Source organism: Brucella sp. LJL56 (assembly GCF_054871705.1).
This window is the reverse complement of record NZ_JBTXLQ010000006.1, coordinates 21,128-37,009: the sequence shown is the minus strand read 5'-3', so window position 1 is coordinate 37,009 and position 15,882 is coordinate 21,128. Positions and strand designations below refer to the sequence as shown.

Below are 15,882 nucleotides of genomic sequence, written 5' to 3'. Positions count from 1 at the left end.
GGGATCGACATGACCATCGAAGCTAAAACCACGGAAACAGCAGCTCCCCGTATCCGCCTCGGCATGGTGGGCGGTGGGGCTGGTGCGTTTATCGGCGGCGTGCACCGCATGGCGGCGCGGCTCGACAACCGGTTTGAACTGGTGGCAGGCGCTTTGTCCTCATCGGCGGAAAAGGCGCAGGCCTCGGGGCGTGAACTGGGGCTGGCCGAAGATCGCATCTATTCCAGCTACAAGGATATGGCCATTCGTGAGGCGCGGCTGAAAAACGGGATCGAAGCCGTTTCCATCGTGACGCCAAACCACGTTCACTATGAAGCTGCTAAGGAGTTTCTGCGACGCGGCATCCACGTCGTCTGCGACAAGCCGCTGACCTCGACACTTGCCGATGCGAAGAAGCTGAAAAAGGTCGCCGATGAAAGCGGAGCCTTGTTTGTTCTGACGCATAATTACACAGGCTATCCGATGGTGCGGCAGGCGCGCGAAATGATCGCCAATGGCGATCTTGGCCATCTTCGTGTCGTACAGGTGGAATATGCGCAGGACTGGCTGACAGAAGCGGTGGAAGCGACAGGTGCCAAGGGTGCTGTCTGGCGCACCGATCCGGCGCAATCGGGGCTAGGCGGCGCGACCGGCGATATCGGCACGCACGCGTTTAATCTCGCCTCGTTCGTGACCGGATTGACGCTCGACAGCCTTGCGGCTGATCTCGACAGTTTTGTCGAGGGACGTCGCCTGGACGACAATGCTCATGTGATGCTGCGTTTTGCAGGCGGTGCCAAGGGCATGCTCTGGTGCAGCCAGGTTGCGCCCGGCAATGAAAACGCGCTGCGCCTGCGCGTCTATGGCACGAAGGGCGGCATTGAATGGGCACAGGAAGCCCCGAACTATCTCTGGTTCACGCCTTTTGGCGAGCAGAAGCGGCTTATCACACGGGGCGGTGCCGGTACTGGCTCTGCGAGCGCCCGCGTGACCCGCGTACCGGCTGGGCATCCTGAAGGTTATCTGGAAGCTTTTGCCACGATTTATTCGGAAGCCGCCAACGCCATCGAAGCTCATCGCAACGGCAAAAAGCCGGATAGCGCCGTGATTTATCCAACCGTCGATGACGGTTTGAAGGGCGTTGCTTTCATCGATGCCTGCGTGCGCTCTTCACAGAAGAATGGCGGCTGGATCAAGCTTTAGAAATTGACATGGATTAAAAGAAAGGGCGCCGGTGGCGCCCTTTTTTGTATCCGTCGATTTAATGACTTCAAACGTAGCGATTGACGATGTTTTCGAGATATTCTTGACGACCGGATTTCGGCTGCGGATTGATGTTCTTCGTTTCGACTTCAGCCGTGATCTGGTCCAGCGAGAGGCCAGTCAAAAGCTTCTTGCCGAAATCGCCGTTCCAGCCTGCATAACGTTCATCGAGCGGCTTGGACAATGCGCTGTCTTCGAGCATTCCGGCGGCTGCTTTCAGCCCGCGTGCACAGCAATCCATGCCACCGATATGGCCGATCAGCAGATCCTGCGGATCGAGCGACTGACGGCGCAGCTTGGCGTCGAAGTTCGTGCCGCCGGTCGTGAAGCCACCTGCAAGCAGAACTTGATAATAGGCAAGCGCCATTTCAGGCACATTGTTCGGGAATTGGTCCGTATCCCATCCCGATTGATAATCGTTGCGGTTCATGTCGATGGAACCGAAAATGCCGAGCGCACGGGCGAGCGCCAATTCGTGTTCGAACGAGTGACCGGCCAGAATGGCGTGACCCTGCTCGATGTTAAGCTTTACTTCGTTTTCGAGACCATAGCGCTTCAAGAAGCCATAGACTGTCGCGACATCGTAGTCATATTGATGCTTGGTTGGCTCCTGCGGCTTCGGTTCGATCAGGATCGTACCCTTGAAGCCGATCTTGTGCTTGTATTCGACCACCAGATTGAGGAACCGCCCCATCTGGTCGAGTTCGCGCCCAAGATCGGTATTGAGCAGCGTTTCATAGCCTTCGCGGCCACCCCAGAGCACGTAGTTCTCACCACCCAGCCGTTTCGTCGCGTCGATGCAGCTTTTCACGGTCGCTGCGGCAAAGGCGAACACATCGGGATCTGGATTGGTCGCGGCACCGCCCATATAGCGGCGATTGGAGAACAGGTTGGCTGTACCCCAAAGAAGCTTTACGCCGGTTTCGGCCTGCTTCTTCTCGAAAATATCGACGATTTCGTTGAGATATCGCGTGTTTTCTGCAAAGTTGCGACCTTCGGGCCGCACATCTGCATCGTGGAAGCAATAATAGGGCGCGCCAAGCAGGGAGAAAAACTCGAAGGCCACGTCAGCCTTGAGCTTTGCCGCATCCAGCTCGTTGGAATACCAGGGGCGGTCGAAGGTGCGTCCGCCGAACGGGTCGCCACCCTCCCAGGCAAAGCTGTGCCAGTAGGCGACTGCAAAGCGCAGATGGTCTTCCATGCGCTTGCCCAGTACGATTTCATCCGGATTATAGTGGCGGAAAGCCAGCGGGTTATCGCTGTCCAGTCCCTCATATTTAACCTTCTGAATATCGCCAAAAAATCCGGTGCTCATTGTGTCCTCCCGTTCGAATGTCGTCATGTCTGATTGTTTGCGGCAGCGTCACTAACCGGCGAGGGCGTGAAGTGCCGGATAAAGGGCGTGATAGCGCTGATAGGCTTCCTCATAGGCAGGGAGCAGGGCGGTTTCCGGCTCTATCGTGCGTTCCGTGCGCGGCGGCGTGCAGATGGCAAACGGATCGGCGCCGGTTGCCGCAATGAGGCCCAGTCGCGCGGCACCATAAGCGCCGCCGAAGTCGCCTTCTTCCGGCAAGGCAATCGGTACATTCAACGCAGTCGCGATTGCCTTCAGCCAATAGGTAGAACGCGAGCCGCCGCCGACGGCGGTCAGCGACTTGATATCGGTACCAGCCGATTGCAGCGCGGCGAGGTTGTCGCGGATTGCGAAGGCGACGCCTTCCAAGACAGCTTGCGTCAATGTAAGCTGATCGGATTCATGCTCCAGACCTGAAAACACGCCGCGTATCTTCGCATCGTTATACGGGGTGCGTTCACCGGAGAGATAAGGCAGGAACGTCGCGCTGCCCGGTGCATTCAGCGTGTCGCCGAGTTCCTCATCAAGCTCATGTGCCGTTTTGCCGACAAGCCGTGCATACCAGTCGAGCGCACTTGCCGCAGATAGGATGACACCCATCTGGTGCCATGTGTCGGGCAGGGCGTGGCAGAAGGCATGAACTGCACTTTCAGGCTTTGGCTGATAGGCACCATTTGCTGCAAAGAGCACGCCTGATGTACCGAGTGAAACGAAGGCATGGCCGGGCTTGACCGTGCCCATGCCGCAGGCCGACGCCGCATTGTCGCCAGCACCGCCCGCCACGACCGGTTGACCGGCAATGCCCCATTCGGCGACAAGTTCGGTCCTCAGCCGTCCGGTTGCGTCCGTGCCTTCGGCAAGGCGGGGCATCTGGTTCTCATCGAGGTTGGTCTTGTCCAGAAGTTCGCGCGACCAGCGGCGTGCACCGGTATCGAGCCAGCTTGTGCCCGCTGAATCCGACATGTCGGAAACATATTCACCCGTCAGCCAGAGGCGCAGATAGTCCTTCGGCAGCAACACCTTGCGGGTACGTGCGAAAATATCGGGTTCGTTATTGGCAACCCAGACGAGCTTGGGCGCGGTAAAGCCCGGAAAGACGATATTGCCGGTGATGGCGCGAAATGCCGGATCAGCATCGAGCTGGGCGGCTTCGCGATAGCTGCGGGTGTCGTTCCAGAGAATACAAGGGCGAAGCACTTGATCCTGTTCGTCCAACAGGGTAGCACCATGCATCTGGCCGGAAAGGCCGATGCCGACAATCGCCGAAAATTCTTTCGGATGTGCAGTGCGCAGGCCGTCAATCGCCGTGCGGCAGGCCTTGATCCACTGGGCCGGGTCCTGTTCGCTCCAGCCGGGATGGGGGCGTGAAACATCCAGTTCGCCATGGGCCGAACCGATCACAGTCTGCACGTCGTCGATCAACAGCGCCTTGACACCGGAGGTTCCTAGATCGAGCCCGAGATACATATTTGCTCCTGTTGGAAAGGTATTGTTACCCGCGTATCAATCGAAATGCGGCAGGTTGTCTTTGAGGAAAATTTCGATGCGGATGTGTTCTTGTCCCGGAACGATGGCCAGACGATCCGCAGATGCTTTGAGAACCCGGATGGCGCTGCGGATTTCATGGCCTGCATCCTGCGCCAGCACCGCATGGATGATGCCGTCTGTCAGTGCTTTCGAGGTCACGTTGTCGCGTTCATGCGCGATGACGAGCGGTCGATAGGAATTGTGCTTTGCGAGTGCGTTCACCAGACCGCTATTGCCTGCGCCAAGGCTGTAGATTCCGGCGATGTCACTACGCTCGTCAAGCAGCTTGTCGACAAGGTTTTCCACACGCGGGCCTTCATCGAAACCTTCCAGAACGGGCAATATCTCGCGGCCCGGAAAGTCTGCTTTCATGGCCGCTGTAAAACCGTCGAAACGTTCCTGATGATCGCGAACCTTCAACGAACCGGCGACGACCGCTAGCGCGCCCTCCGTTCCATTGGCGAAGAGCCCCAGAAGCCGCGCTGCCGTGCGCCCGGCTGCACCGTTGTCGACGCCGACATAATGCGTTCGTGTTGATTGTCCGAGATCGGATACGAGCGTAACAGCATGAATGCCTTGTTCATCCAGTCGGACGCAGGCCTCGCGTACAGGATCGGTGTCGACCGCCACAAATGCAACGCCGTCAGGTTTGCGTGTGGCGCAATCGTCCAGTGCTGCGACAAGTGCTGCTTCATCGAAGGCGGGGACAAGAACGACATTGACCAGAATACGCTCGGCCAAGGCCCGCTCGGTCGCGGATTGCAGTTCCGCGCGCAAGCTTAGCATGAAGGTATTTTCATTGTCCGGCAAAATAAAATCAAACTGATAAAGCCTGCCACGTGCAAGGTTGGCGGCGCCCACATCGCGCACATAGCCGAGCGTGTTCATCGCGGCCATAACCCGGTCGCGCGTCTTGGCTCTGACACCGGGACGTTCGTTCAACACACGGTCGACTGTGGCAAGACTGACGCCCGCTGTTCTGGCTATATCATGGACTGTAGGTTTCATCCTCGCTCCTCGACGCGGACCATAGGATCAAAAATGAGGTACGTAAATCAAAAAATGCTTGCTATTCATTTTTCTTCACGTATCAATGGTCTCCGAGGATGGGGCGGTGTGTCTTTTGCATACTGTCCCGATGGAGTGATCTTGGCGCAAAACGCCTTTGGGAGGATCAGCCATTCAAGGAATAAGCAGCTCCAAAGTGGGCTGTTTTGTCGTGCCGAACTCCGGGGGCGGAATACGTTCGGGGGCGCGGTTTGGTATCAGCCGGTAGCAAGCCGGTGTTGTTTGGAGGAGATTTGCATGAAACGTCGTAATTTTCTGACCGGCGCGCTGGTTGCCGCAGCTTTGGGCATTGGCGCCATGGCGTCTACGCCGGTCTATGCTTCGCCGGAAAATCCGGTCATCGGCTTTTCCATTGACGATCTTCGTGTCGAGCGCTGGGCGCGTGACCGCGACTATTTCATTGAAGCGGCAGAAAAACTGGGCGCCAAGGTCAATGTGCAGTCGGCTGACGGTAACGAGGAAAAGCAAGTCAAACAGGTTGAAAACCTGATTGCGCAGGGCGTGGACGCCATCGTCATCGTGCCGATGAACTCCAAGGTTTTCGACGCGGTTGTGGCTGATGCCAAGGCATCCGGTATCAAGGTTCTTTCCTATGATCGCCTGATCCTCAATGCGGATATCGATGCCTATATCTCGTTCGATAATGAGCGCGTCGGCTTCATGCAGGCGGAAGCCGTCCTGAAGGCCAAGCCGGAAGGCAATTATTATCTCCTCGGCGGTTCGCCGACGGATAATAACGCCAAGCTTCTCCGCGCCGGTCAGGAAAAGGCTCTGAAAGAAGCTATCGATTCCGGCAAGGTGAAGGTCATTGGCTCGCAGTGGGTGAAGGAATGGAGCCCGACTGAAGCGCTTTCCATCATGGAAAATGCCTTGACGGCTGCGCAGAACAAGATCGATGCCGTTGTGGCATCAAACGACGGCACCGCCGGTGGCGCTATTCAGGCACTTGCTGCACAGGGGCTGGCTGGAAAGACTGCTGTTTCCGGTCAGGACAGCGATCTTGCCGCCGTCAAGCGTTTGATCGACGGTACGCAGACCGTAACGGTCTACAAGCCGCTGAAGCTCATCGCGTCGGAAGCCGCAAAGCTCACCGTTCAGATGGTCAAGGGCGAAACGCCTGAGTTCAATTCCAAGCTGGACAATGGTGGCAAGCAGGTCGACACGCTTCTGCTGACGCCGACTGCCGTGACCAAGGACAATATCGACATTTACGTTCAGGACGGCTTCTACACCAAGGAACAGATTGAAGGGAAGTAAGCCATCATGACGGGCATTGCCGGGCATGATCTCGGCGATAGAACGTTAAGAATAGTGGGGCCGGAAGTCTGGAAATCATAGTCCGGCTTCTGGCCCTGCCGAACTGTTGAGACTGCTGCTGACAGCGCTGTCTGTAGCATTACCGCAAGGTCATATGCGATGTCCGAATATCTTCTAGAGATGCGTAATATCGGTAAGGACTTCAATGGCGTGAAAGCGCTTGACGGTATTTACCTGAAGGTGCGCGCGGGCGAGTGTGTCGGCCTTTGCGGCGAGAACGGCGCGGGCAAATCCACACTGATGAAAGTGCTTTCCGGCGTTTATCCCCATGGCACCTGGACCGGCGAGATTTTCTGGGAAGGACAGGAGCTGAAGGCGGCGGGCATTCGCGATACCGAGGCCGCGGGGATCGTCATTATCCATCAGGAACTGATGATGGTGCCGCATCTGTCGGTTGCGGAGAACATCTTTCTGGGATCGGAGCCGACAAGCGGCGGCTTCATTGACTATGACCAGATGAATGCGCGTGCGACGGAACTTCTAGCGCGCCTCAAGATACACGACATCAATGTCGCGCTTCCGGTCTATCATTATCCGGGCGGCAAGCAGCAGCTTATCGAGATTGCAAAGGCCATCAACAAGAATGCGAAGCTGCTCATTCTGGATGAGCCGACATCAGCGCTGACGGCATCTGAAACGCGTGTCCTTCTCGACCTCATCAAGGATTTCAAGGCGCAAGGCATGGCCTGCGTCTACATTTCCCACAAGCTGGATGAAGTGGCCGAAATTTCCGACACGGTGACGGTCATTCGCGACGGGACACATATCGGCACGAAACCGATGGCGGAGCTTACCACGCCAGCTATTATCACCATGATGGTGGGCCGCGAGATGAAGAACCTGTTTCCGCGTGAACCACACGATATTGGCGAGGTCATTTTCGAGGCGCGCAACATCAATTGCTGGGATGTGACCAATCCCGATCGCAAGGTGGTCGATAATGTTTCGTTTGCGCTTCGTCGCGGGGAAATCCTCGGCATTGCCGGGCTTGTTGGCGCGGGACGGACGGAACTGGTGTCCAGCCTGTTCGGTGTCTGGCCCGGAGCACATGAGGGGCAGGTTTTTCTGGAAGGCAAAGAACTGAAAATCCGCACACCGCGCGATGCGGTTCGACAAGGCATCTGTATGGTGCCGGAAGATCGCAAAAAGGATGGCATCCTGCCTATCATGCCGGTTGGGTACAATATGACGGTCTCGGTGCTGGACCGGTTTTCCTTGCGCGGACTGCTCGACAAGGAAGCGGAGCTGGCCACGATCCAGCGTGAAATTCTGCGTCTCAAGGTCAAGACGGCAGACCCAATGCTGGAAATCGCTTCCCTGTCGGGCGGAAACCAGCAGAAGGCGGTGCTGTCGAAGATGATGCTGCCAGACCCTAAGGTGCTCATTCTGGACGAGCCGACGCGGGGCGTCGATGTTGGCGCGAAATATGAAATCTACAAACTGATCTTCGCGCTCGCGAAACAGGGCGTTGCTGTGCTGATGGTCTCTTCCGAAATGCCGGAAGTTCTCGGCATCAGCGACCGTGTTCTCGTGATCGGCGAGGGCAGGCTGCGCGGCGATTTCCCCAATGAAAATCTCACCCAGGAGAAGGTACTTGCCGCTGCAATCGGCAAACCGATCACCAACGCGGCCTGATCCTCGAATAACTTGTTGTTGTCACGCATTTTCCTCATGCAAAACCGTTTCACATCTTTGCTGGAAATGCTCAAATTTGACCGGTGCATGATATGACATTGACGGGCAAAAGCCTTAGGAAGTTTCTGGCGGATTATAAGATTGTCGCACTGCTGATTGTGGTTGCGCTCATCTGGGCATTGTTTGCGATCCTTACCTATGATCCGGAAATGGGGCGTTCGCAGTTCCTGACCGCGCGCAATTTCTCCAATCTCCTGCGCCAGATGGCCATTACCGGAATGCTCGCATCCGCGATGGTGTTCGTCATCGTTGCCGGCGAAATCGACCTTTCGGTCGGCGCGCTGTTAGGGCTTTTGGGCGGCATCGCCGCTGTTCTCGACGTGATCTACGGATGGCCGCTATGGGCGACGATCAGCACGGTTCTGGTTCTCGGTGTGGCGCTTGGTGCCTTTAACGGCTGGCTGACCGCCTATCTCGGCATCCCGTCCTTCATCGTCACGCTCGGCGGCCAACTGGTTTTTCGCGGAATCGTGCTGGGCATCATGGGCGGCGTCACCATCGCGCCGATATCGCCGGGGTTCAAATATATCGGGCAAGGCTATCTACCGGGTTGGCTTGGTAATCTCTGTGCCATTGCGCTGTTCGGTGTGCTGATCCTGATGACGCTGCGTACACGGGCAAGCAAGCGCAAGCATAATCTCCAGACGCTTTCTTCCGGGATGGAAGTCTCAAGGCTTCTCGGTATCGGTATTCTGATCCTTGGCTTCATCCTGATCCTCAACAGCTATCAGGGTGTGCCGGTTCCGGTCCTGATCCTGCTGGTGATCCTCGGTGTTTTCACCGTGATCGCAAAACAGACCGTGTTCGGTCGTCACATCTATGCAGTCGGCTCGAATACCGAAGCAACCCGCTTTTCAGGCGTGAATGTCAACTTCGTGAAGATGGCGGTCTTCGCGCTTATGGGACTGATGGCGGCGGTGGCTGGCCTGACGACAACCTCTCGCCTCGCGGCAGGTACGCCATCGGCAGGCATGGGCGGCGAACTCGACGCCATTGCCTCCTGCTTCATCGGTGGCACTTCCATGCGTGGCGGCGTAGGCTCGGTGCTCGGTGCACTGGTTGGCGCGCTCATCATGTCGAGCCTCGACAATGGTATGTCCATGCTGGGCGTCGATACGTTCTGGCAGCAGATCATCAAGGGCAGCATTCTTGTTCTGGCCGTTTATCTCGACATCGTATCTTCCGGCACGCGGCGCGGATAAGTGCAGTCCTATATATTAGATAAATAAAATATATTGAGCCCTACCAATCAGTTGGCTAAACTGTGACCATGACGATGCTCAAGGATATCGGCGGTCTGCTCGCCCTGACAGCCCGCCTTCTGGCTCGGTTCTGGCCCCAACTGCTGCTTATCGGTACGCTGGGCTTTATTGCGCGCGACCTGTTGCTTGATGCTGCGGTACGCGCCGGCGGATATTTCCCCCTTGCCGGGATGGTCGTTCTTTCGCTGGTCGTGCTGGTCAAGCTGCTCGTCGTGGTGATGATGTTCGCTACTTTGCGCCCCGGATTGCCTGCCCTTGCCACCTTGCGTCAAACCGCTACGGGAGGTGCTGCGTTCTCGCCTGACAATCGCAGGGCTGATCGTATGTTGATGGTGACGGCAGCCGTCATCCTGCCGTTCTTTGCCTATTACGCTGCATGGGGCTTTCTCGGCGATACGGTCCGCGAATATTCGCGGCTTGCTTTCGAGCGCACTGCCTTTGGCGAGAGGATGCACATATTCGACCTTGTGCGCTCCGGTAGTCTGATCGCGGCTATTTTTGTCTGCTGGCTGATCCGCTGGATTGCCAAACGGGCCAATGAAAAAGTCCATTCTCCGTGGCTTCGGTTGCTCATTGTCGCTGCGGACGCAAGCTGGATATTCATCGGCCTGTTCGCACTCGATAAGTGGAAGGACGATCTGATCCGCTGGATCGGTGCTGGGTCTCTGCTCGACAGTTTCGATGTCAGCGCCACATGGTTTTCGATAAGTGCTTATGCAGCCGAAAATTTTGTACCTGTGGAGTTCCATCAACCGAGCTTTTCGGTGCAGGCGCAAAATCTGTTCTTTTATGCGCTGTTGCCGATGGTCTGGCTGGTGATGGCTGCAATCATCTACGGCTATGATCTGTCGGCGAAGAAAGCGTCGGTTCCCCCGGCCCCATCCCGCCGAACGACCTTCAAGAAATGGTTGAGCGACTTTACCGCGCATTATCTGGGCGGTTACCGCAGCCGTTACCGGCCAGTCTGGGCTTGCCTGAAACTGGTCGCCGGAGCAGGACTCGGAACCCTGCTGTCGTTTATCGTTCTCTACCGCGCGATAAGCTGGATTGGTGCGTGGATCTGGTACAGCACGACCCATTATCTTGGACCATACGACATTGAAATCTGGCAGCGTATTGCCAGTGTTCTGGTTATTCTTATCGGCAGTCCGACGGAGCTTGATGGCGGTATTCTGCTTGATGCAATACGTATCGCACTTCTGGCGGCGGTCCTCGAATATGCGTTGGTGAGCCAGAAGAGCAGAGTTATTTCAGAACCAGATGCTCGGGCTGTTTCCCAAGCATAGTAAGCAATAATGAAAGCTCTCCGGCATCTGCAGGAACAAGGAAGCTCTCGACAAGGCGCACCGGGCCGCTGCCGTTTTCATTGGCGAGATCGTAACATTTTGACTTGTCGGTAGCCTCCGGCTTCAGCTTCCGGATGGTTTGCGTCGATACATACAGGGTCGACCAGCGACGGCCCTCAGCGTCCGTCACGGTCATGAAACAGGGTATCAACTGTTTCAACTGATCGGCGTCCTGAATAGTCACGTCGACTTCGGCAAGCACAATATTTGTCTCCGGCAATGTGCCTGGAAATCTGTCCAGCGCAACCAGTTTCCAGTTGCCGCCCCCATAAGCCTGCACATTGCCGCGCGGCACGACCATCGGCTCTTGCAGGTTCTGCTCGATCCATCGCAACAGACCGCCATCGGAACCGACAAAGGCGGCAAGAGGTAGGGCGATAATCAGGAGAGCAAGGCATACCCAGAAGGATTTCCGCTCGCTAGAAGAGGTAGTTTCGCTCATTGGCTGACCTCCAATTGCCAGGGCATGATGGTCCCCATGCGTTTGATCGCGATTGACCGGCTGACATTGTCCTGTGCCGTGGAATTCATGCTGATCTGCATCTGTTCTGAAAGGGGAGTCAGTGAAGATTCGGCAATGAGCAGCTTTCCGCCTGCGATCTGGTCACGCGGCAATTCAAACACTATCAGGATAGGACGTGGTATCCCGGGCTCCAGCCGTTCGGAGCCTACTATACCAGGTGCAAGGGTCGGACGGCCGCTCATGGCATAGCGGATACCGTTCGGTCCAAGCCATTCGACAGACGCAAGCCCAAGGCTTTCTATCTTTGCTTTCGCTGCGGCCTCGATAACCAGCCACTCTCCGTCCGTATCATAAGTGCGGGTGCTTCCGATGCCGGGTATAGTTACTTGTCGGGTCCGATAGGCATTCACGATGCCTACGACGAAACGGCTGGTTTCGACGGGCTTTCCCTGCTTTCCTTCAACGGTGACCGGGGAAAAGATATTGCTGTAATAAGGGGTGGAATGCTGCATGCCGTAAAGTGCTGCGATGGCCACACACAGCATGACGGCGCTTTTGAGCCACCCCATCATCCTTCGCCCCCGGCGGATGACATATGTACCGGCAATTGAATGACGGCGATCGGGTCTCGATCGAGCCATGTAGAAGCCCCATAGAGATTATCCCGCTTCTTGTAGATTTCGCTGCCAATGAGGAGACGGATTTCCTGTGGTGGAGCTTCGCCTTTGGGCCATTCCCACACTACCGTCAGCTTTTCAGGCATGCCCGGATTGACCCGACCCGCAATCCACTTGTCTTTTACGATGTAAATGGTCGGATCTTTCAAGGCCGGGTTTGGCGGGTCGAGGGTCAGAAGCCCTCGCGATGCATGGGCTGAAGATGCCGATCGATTATCTAAACTGATGTCGACCATGAGATAGTTTTTAGGCTCGTAAGGTTTCACGCCGGTCGGTGGTACAGAGCCGAAGCGCGCGCCGGTCACAGCCACATGCCAGCGTCCGGTGTCGACCGTTTCGCCTGCGCTTACTTCCCGCATCGGGTTGGGATTAGCCGCTTCGTAGATTGCTGTTGCATAGGAAAATACGCTTGCGGCGGCCGTGCCGATACCCGCAATGACGATGGCAGCCAGCCGCTGCCGAAAGCTTCGACGCTGTTCGTCCGCCATGACACCTCCCTCTGTGCTGGCGATTCAAACGACAATCCAAGCCCCCGGTTTCTATAGCACGTCAATGTCCCGACGTCATCTTTCGGCTTAACCTAGATTAATTCTCCTCGACGAACACCTCGTCGCGCTTCTTGCGCACCGATGGAAGCAGCACGACTACGAGAACGGCTGCCGCCAGGGCAAGCAGAGTGGCGCTGATCGGCCGGGTGACGAACGTTGCCGGATCACCGCGAGACAGGATCATGGCGCGACGCAGATGTTCTTCCAGCAATGGACCGAGAACGAAACCCAGCAGCAAGGGAGCGGGTTCGCAACGCAGTTTGGCCAGCAGATAGCCGATGAAACCGAAGAAGGCGACCGCGAAGAGATCGTAGACATTGGAGTTGACGCTATAAACACCGATTGAACAGAAGGTCATGATGATCGGGAACAACACATAGTAAGGCACGGTAAGGAGCTTCACCCATAGGCCGATCAGCGGCAGATTCAGGATGATAAGCATGAGATTGCCGATCCACATCGACGCGATCACACCCCAGAATAATGCAGGCTGTTCCGTTGCTACATTTGGGCCCGGCACGATACCCTGAATGATCATGGCGCCGATCATCAATGCCATGACCGGATTGGCAGGAATGCCAAGCGTCAGCATGGGAATGAAGGATGTCTGCGCTCCCGCATTATTGGCGGATTCCGGCCCTGCAACACCTGCAATCGCACCCTTGCCAAATTCCTCGGGTGTCTTGGAAATGCGCTTTTCCACTGTGTAGGACGCGAAGGATGCAAGAATGGCCCCGCCGCCGGGCAGAATACCCAGGGCCGAGCCGATGGCAGTTCCGCGCAGGATTGGCGCTGTCATACGTTTGAAATCATCTCGCGTCGGCATCAGTCCCGTGACCTTCGCCATCAGCACCTCGCGCGAATGCTCGCTTTCAAGGTTGCGCAGAATTTCGGCGATGCCGAACACACCAACCGCAACGGCGACGAAATTGAGGCCGTCTGCATATTCCGTGATGCCGAGCGTAAAGCGTGGTGTGCCGGTATAGATATCGGTGCCGACGAGCCCTAGCAGAAGTCCCAACACAACCATCGCCAGAGCCTTGATGATCGAACCGTGCGCCAACGCCACGGAGGATACGAGCCCGACGACCATCAAAGAGAAATACTCGGCTGAGCCGAATTTGAGGGCGATTTCCGTGAGTGGGGGAGCAAAGATTGCGACCAGAAAGGTCGAGACGGTACCGGCAAAGAACGAACCGATTGCCGCGATTGCAAGTGCTGCACCGGCGCGCCCGCGACGTGCCATCTGATAACCGTCGATGGCCGTCACGGCGGAGGAGGATTCTCCCGGCATGTTGATGAGAATTGCGGTCGTCGAGCCGCCATATTGGGCGCCGTAATAGATACCCGCAAGCATGATCAGCGCGGAGACCGGGTCACCAATCTGGAACGTGATCGGCAGAAGCATGGCGATGGTTGCCGTGGCGCCGATGCCGGGCAGGACGCCGATCAATGTGCCAAGCAACACGCCGATCAGGCAAAAGCCGAGATTTGCGAGCGTCGATGCGGTCGAGAAACCAAGCGCAAGATTGCTGAAAAGATCCATATCCGCGCTCCCTAGAATGGCCACCAGGGCCCGAAACGCTGATATGGCAGCGCGAGCGCATAGCTGAAAACAATGACGGAGAAAACGGTAACCGCAGCGGCCAGAACAAGCGCCGCGAGGGGCTTCATACGCATCGAGGCGAAAGAGGCGATGAGGCAGGTGAGGAAAAGTGACGGCACGAAGCCGAGCCCGCGCACGGTCAGGCCGAAGAATATCGGGGCTGGCAGAATGAAGAACAGACCGCGCCACGCGATCGGACCTATCGGTTCGCCGGAGACACGGGTCGCCTGTACAAGGATGACCAGTCCAAGCAGGATCAGAACGCCGGACAGGACAAGCGGGAAGTATCCCGGTCCCATGCGCAGTGAGGTGCCAAGGTCCAGACCCAGTGATTGATAGGCGAAAAAAGCGCCGGTCAATGCGAGAAGCGCACCGCACAATCCGTTGGTCGGATCTATTTTGAATTTATTGGAGGGCTCATTCATGGGCCAATCGTCTTTCGGATTTGCCGTTGAAAGGGCTATGCCGGTGTTCTGGCAAGTGAGGTCAGTCGCGTATTCCATCGGCTGTGGCGTTTGCGAGCTGCTGAAAGGGAGACAATCAGGGCATGTCGGATGACGCACCCTGATTGCTTGCTATACGATCAGTCGGCGTATTGTCCGGCGGCCTCGATGATCGGCTTCCAGCGTGTAACTTCCGATTCCAGCTTGGCTTTCAGCGCCGCCGGTGTCGCGTCAGCTTCCGATGAAGGCTTTGTTCCGAGTTCGGCAAAACGGGCAACCACGTTCTGGTCTTTCAGTGCAACCTGAAGCGACTTCGACAGACGTTCGGTGATTTCCGCTGGGGTTCCCTTGGATGCGTAGATGCCGTGCCAGATACCCACTTCCATGCCATCCAGACCGGCTTCCTTCGTGGTCGGAAGGTCTTTCAGCACGTCCAGGCGTTCGGGCGAGGTAACGGCATAAGCCTTGATCGTGCCTGCCTGAATCTGCTTGGTCGTATTGGTGGTCTGGTCGCACATGATGTCGACCTGGCCGCCGAGAAGATCGGTCATAGCCGGGCCGGTTCCCTTGTAGGGAACTGTGACAAGCGGAGTTTCAATCGCACTCATGAACAGCATGCCACAAAGATGCGAGGCCGCGCCGATACCGGCATTGGCGACTGTCACTGTATCCTTGTTGGCCTTGGCATATTCGACCAACCCCTTGAGATCGGTCGGCTCAAGGTCCTTGCGGGCAACGATGGTCATCGGAACCTCTGTGACGAGGCCGACATATTCGAATGCATTCAGCGTGTCATATGCAAGTTTGCGGTAGAGCGTTGCACTTGTGGCCATGCCGATATGATGAAGCAGTAGCGTATAGCCATCTGGATCGGCGGATGCGACGCGTCCCGCGCCCAGCGTTCCACCTGCGCCACCGACATTTTCGACAATAACTTGTTGTCCGAGATCTTTGGACATGGATTCCGCAACAAGCCGCGTTACGGTGTCGGTAGGCCCACCTGCTGCGAAAGGCACGACCATTGTGATCGTCCGTTCCGGATAATTCTGTGCCTGTGCGGTGAAAGCGGCAGTGGAAACAGCAAGTGTCGTCGCCAGAGCGGCGATAAGTTTCATCATAGCGTCCTCCCAGACTATGTTGCGACGGGCAAACCCGTATTCAAAATTTAGCTCCCCACGCCTCTTCGGGCGTTTCGGGCAATCTGATTCGTTATTATCCAGTCACTGGATAAAGTGTTCCGACACCGAAATTGCTCTTGAATTGGCATGATTATCGGATGCTCGTGAAAAAGAATGTAGATGCATCCCGGCGGATTGCCAATGCCTGAGCTTCAA

General features: G+C 56.6%; 14 protein-coding genes. 5 read left to right on the top strand and 9 right to left on the bottom strand.

The annotated features are described in order from the left end of the window. Nucleotides 1-9: 9 nt before the first annotated feature. Nucleotides 10-1,182, top strand: coding sequence for a Gfo/Idh/MocA family protein (locus ACYSN1_RS16395; RefSeq protein ID WP_461726666.1), 1,173 nt, complete (start codon nt 10-12; stop codon nt 1,180-1,182). Between the two features lie 67 nt (nt 1,183-1,249). Here ACYSN1_RS16395 and xylA read toward each other — a convergent pair whose 3' ends face one another. The 3 genes from xylA to ACYSN1_RS16380 are packed head-to-tail and all read right to left on the bottom strand — an operon-like array spanning nt 1,250 to nt 5,131. Further along, nucleotides 1,250-2,557 carry a xylose isomerase gene (gene xylA / locus ACYSN1_RS16390; protein WP_461726665.1) on the bottom strand — a complete coding sequence of 436 codons (1,308 nt, stop codon included), beginning with the start codon at nt 2,555-2,557 and terminating at the stop codon, nt 1,250-1,252. 51 nt (nt 2,558-2,608) lie between these two features. Then, nucleotides 2,609-4,063 carry a xylulokinase gene (xylB, locus tag ACYSN1_RS16385; protein WP_461726664.1) on the bottom strand — a complete coding sequence of 485 codons (1,455 nt, stop codon included), beginning with the start codon at nt 4,061-4,063 and terminating at the stop codon, nt 2,609-2,611. A 36-nt stretch (nt 4,064-4,099) separates the two neighbouring features. Then, complete coding sequence (locus ACYSN1_RS16380; RefSeq protein WP_461726663.1) at nt 4,100-5,131, bottom strand: LacI family DNA-binding transcriptional regulator; 1,032 nt, start codon at nt 5,129-5,131, stop codon at nt 4,100-4,102. Nucleotides 5,132-5,428: 297 nt separating this feature from the next. Between ACYSN1_RS16380 and xylF the strand changes: the two genes are divergently transcribed. The 4 genes from xylF (at nt 5,429) to ACYSN1_RS16360 (ending at nt 10,751) form a co-directional block, all read left to right on the top strand. After that, nucleotides 5,429-6,448, top strand: coding sequence for a D-xylose ABC transporter substrate-binding protein (xylF, locus tag ACYSN1_RS16375; protein WP_010658612.1), 1,020 nt, complete (start codon nt 5,429-5,431; stop codon nt 6,446-6,448). Nucleotides 6,449-6,607: 159 nt separating this feature from the next. Then, the gene (locus tag ACYSN1_RS16370) at nt 6,608-8,143 is read left to right on the top strand and encodes a xylose ABC transporter ATP-binding protein (protein ID WP_461726662.1); all 1,536 of its coding nucleotides are present in this window, start codon (nt 6,608-6,610) and stop codon (nt 8,141-8,143) included. 92 nt (nt 8,144-8,235) lie between these two features. Then, nucleotides 8,236-9,405, top strand: coding sequence for a sugar ABC transporter permease (locus ACYSN1_RS16365; protein WP_461726661.1), 1,170 nt, complete (start codon nt 8,236-8,238; stop codon nt 9,403-9,405). Between the two features lie 68 nt (nt 9,406-9,473). After that, complete coding sequence (locus ACYSN1_RS16360; RefSeq protein WP_461726660.1) at nt 9,474-10,751, top strand: hypothetical protein; 1,278 nt, start codon at nt 9,474-9,476, stop codon at nt 10,749-10,751. On the opposite strand, the gene ACYSN1_RS16355 is transcribed toward ACYSN1_RS16360, so the two are convergent. The 6 genes from ACYSN1_RS16355 to ACYSN1_RS16330 all read right to left on the bottom strand — a co-directional run bounded on the left by ACYSN1_RS16355 (nt 10,711) and on the right by ACYSN1_RS16330 (nt 15,666). Further along, nucleotides 10,711-11,253: a hypothetical protein gene (locus tag ACYSN1_RS16355; protein ID WP_461726659.1), complete on the bottom strand. Its 543-nt coding sequence runs from the start codon at nt 11,251-11,253 to the stop codon at nt 10,711-10,713. The genes ACYSN1_RS16360 and ACYSN1_RS16355 overlap by 41 nt on opposite strands. Beyond that, nucleotides 11,250-11,843 (bottom strand): hypothetical protein, encoded by a 594-nt coding sequence (locus tag ACYSN1_RS16350; protein WP_461726790.1) that lies wholly within the window; start codon nt 11,841-11,843, stop codon nt 11,250-11,252. Before ACYSN1_RS16350 ends, ACYSN1_RS16355 begins: the two co-directional genes overlap by 4 nt. After that, nucleotides 11,843-12,439 (bottom strand): DUF4352 domain-containing protein, encoded by a 597-nt coding sequence (locus tag ACYSN1_RS16345; protein WP_461726658.1) that lies wholly within the window; start codon nt 12,437-12,439, stop codon nt 11,843-11,845. Before ACYSN1_RS16345 ends, ACYSN1_RS16350 begins: the two co-directional genes overlap by 1 nt. Before the next feature lie 97 nt (nt 12,440-12,536). Beyond that, nucleotides 12,537-14,045: a tripartite tricarboxylate transporter permease gene (locus ACYSN1_RS16340; RefSeq protein ID WP_461726657.1), complete on the bottom strand. Its 1,509-nt coding sequence runs from the start codon at nt 14,043-14,045 to the stop codon at nt 12,537-12,539. Between the two features lie 11 nt (nt 14,046-14,056). Continuing rightward, complete coding sequence (locus tag ACYSN1_RS16335) at nt 14,057-14,530, bottom strand: tripartite tricarboxylate transporter TctB family protein (protein WP_461726656.1); 474 nt, start codon at nt 14,528-14,530, stop codon at nt 14,057-14,059. Between the two features lie 158 nt (nt 14,531-14,688). Next, nucleotides 14,689-15,666 (bottom strand): tripartite tricarboxylate transporter substrate-binding protein, encoded by a 978-nt coding sequence (locus tag ACYSN1_RS16330; RefSeq protein WP_461726655.1) that lies wholly within the window; start codon nt 15,664-15,666, stop codon nt 14,689-14,691. Nucleotides 15,667-15,882: the final 216 nt, after the last annotated feature.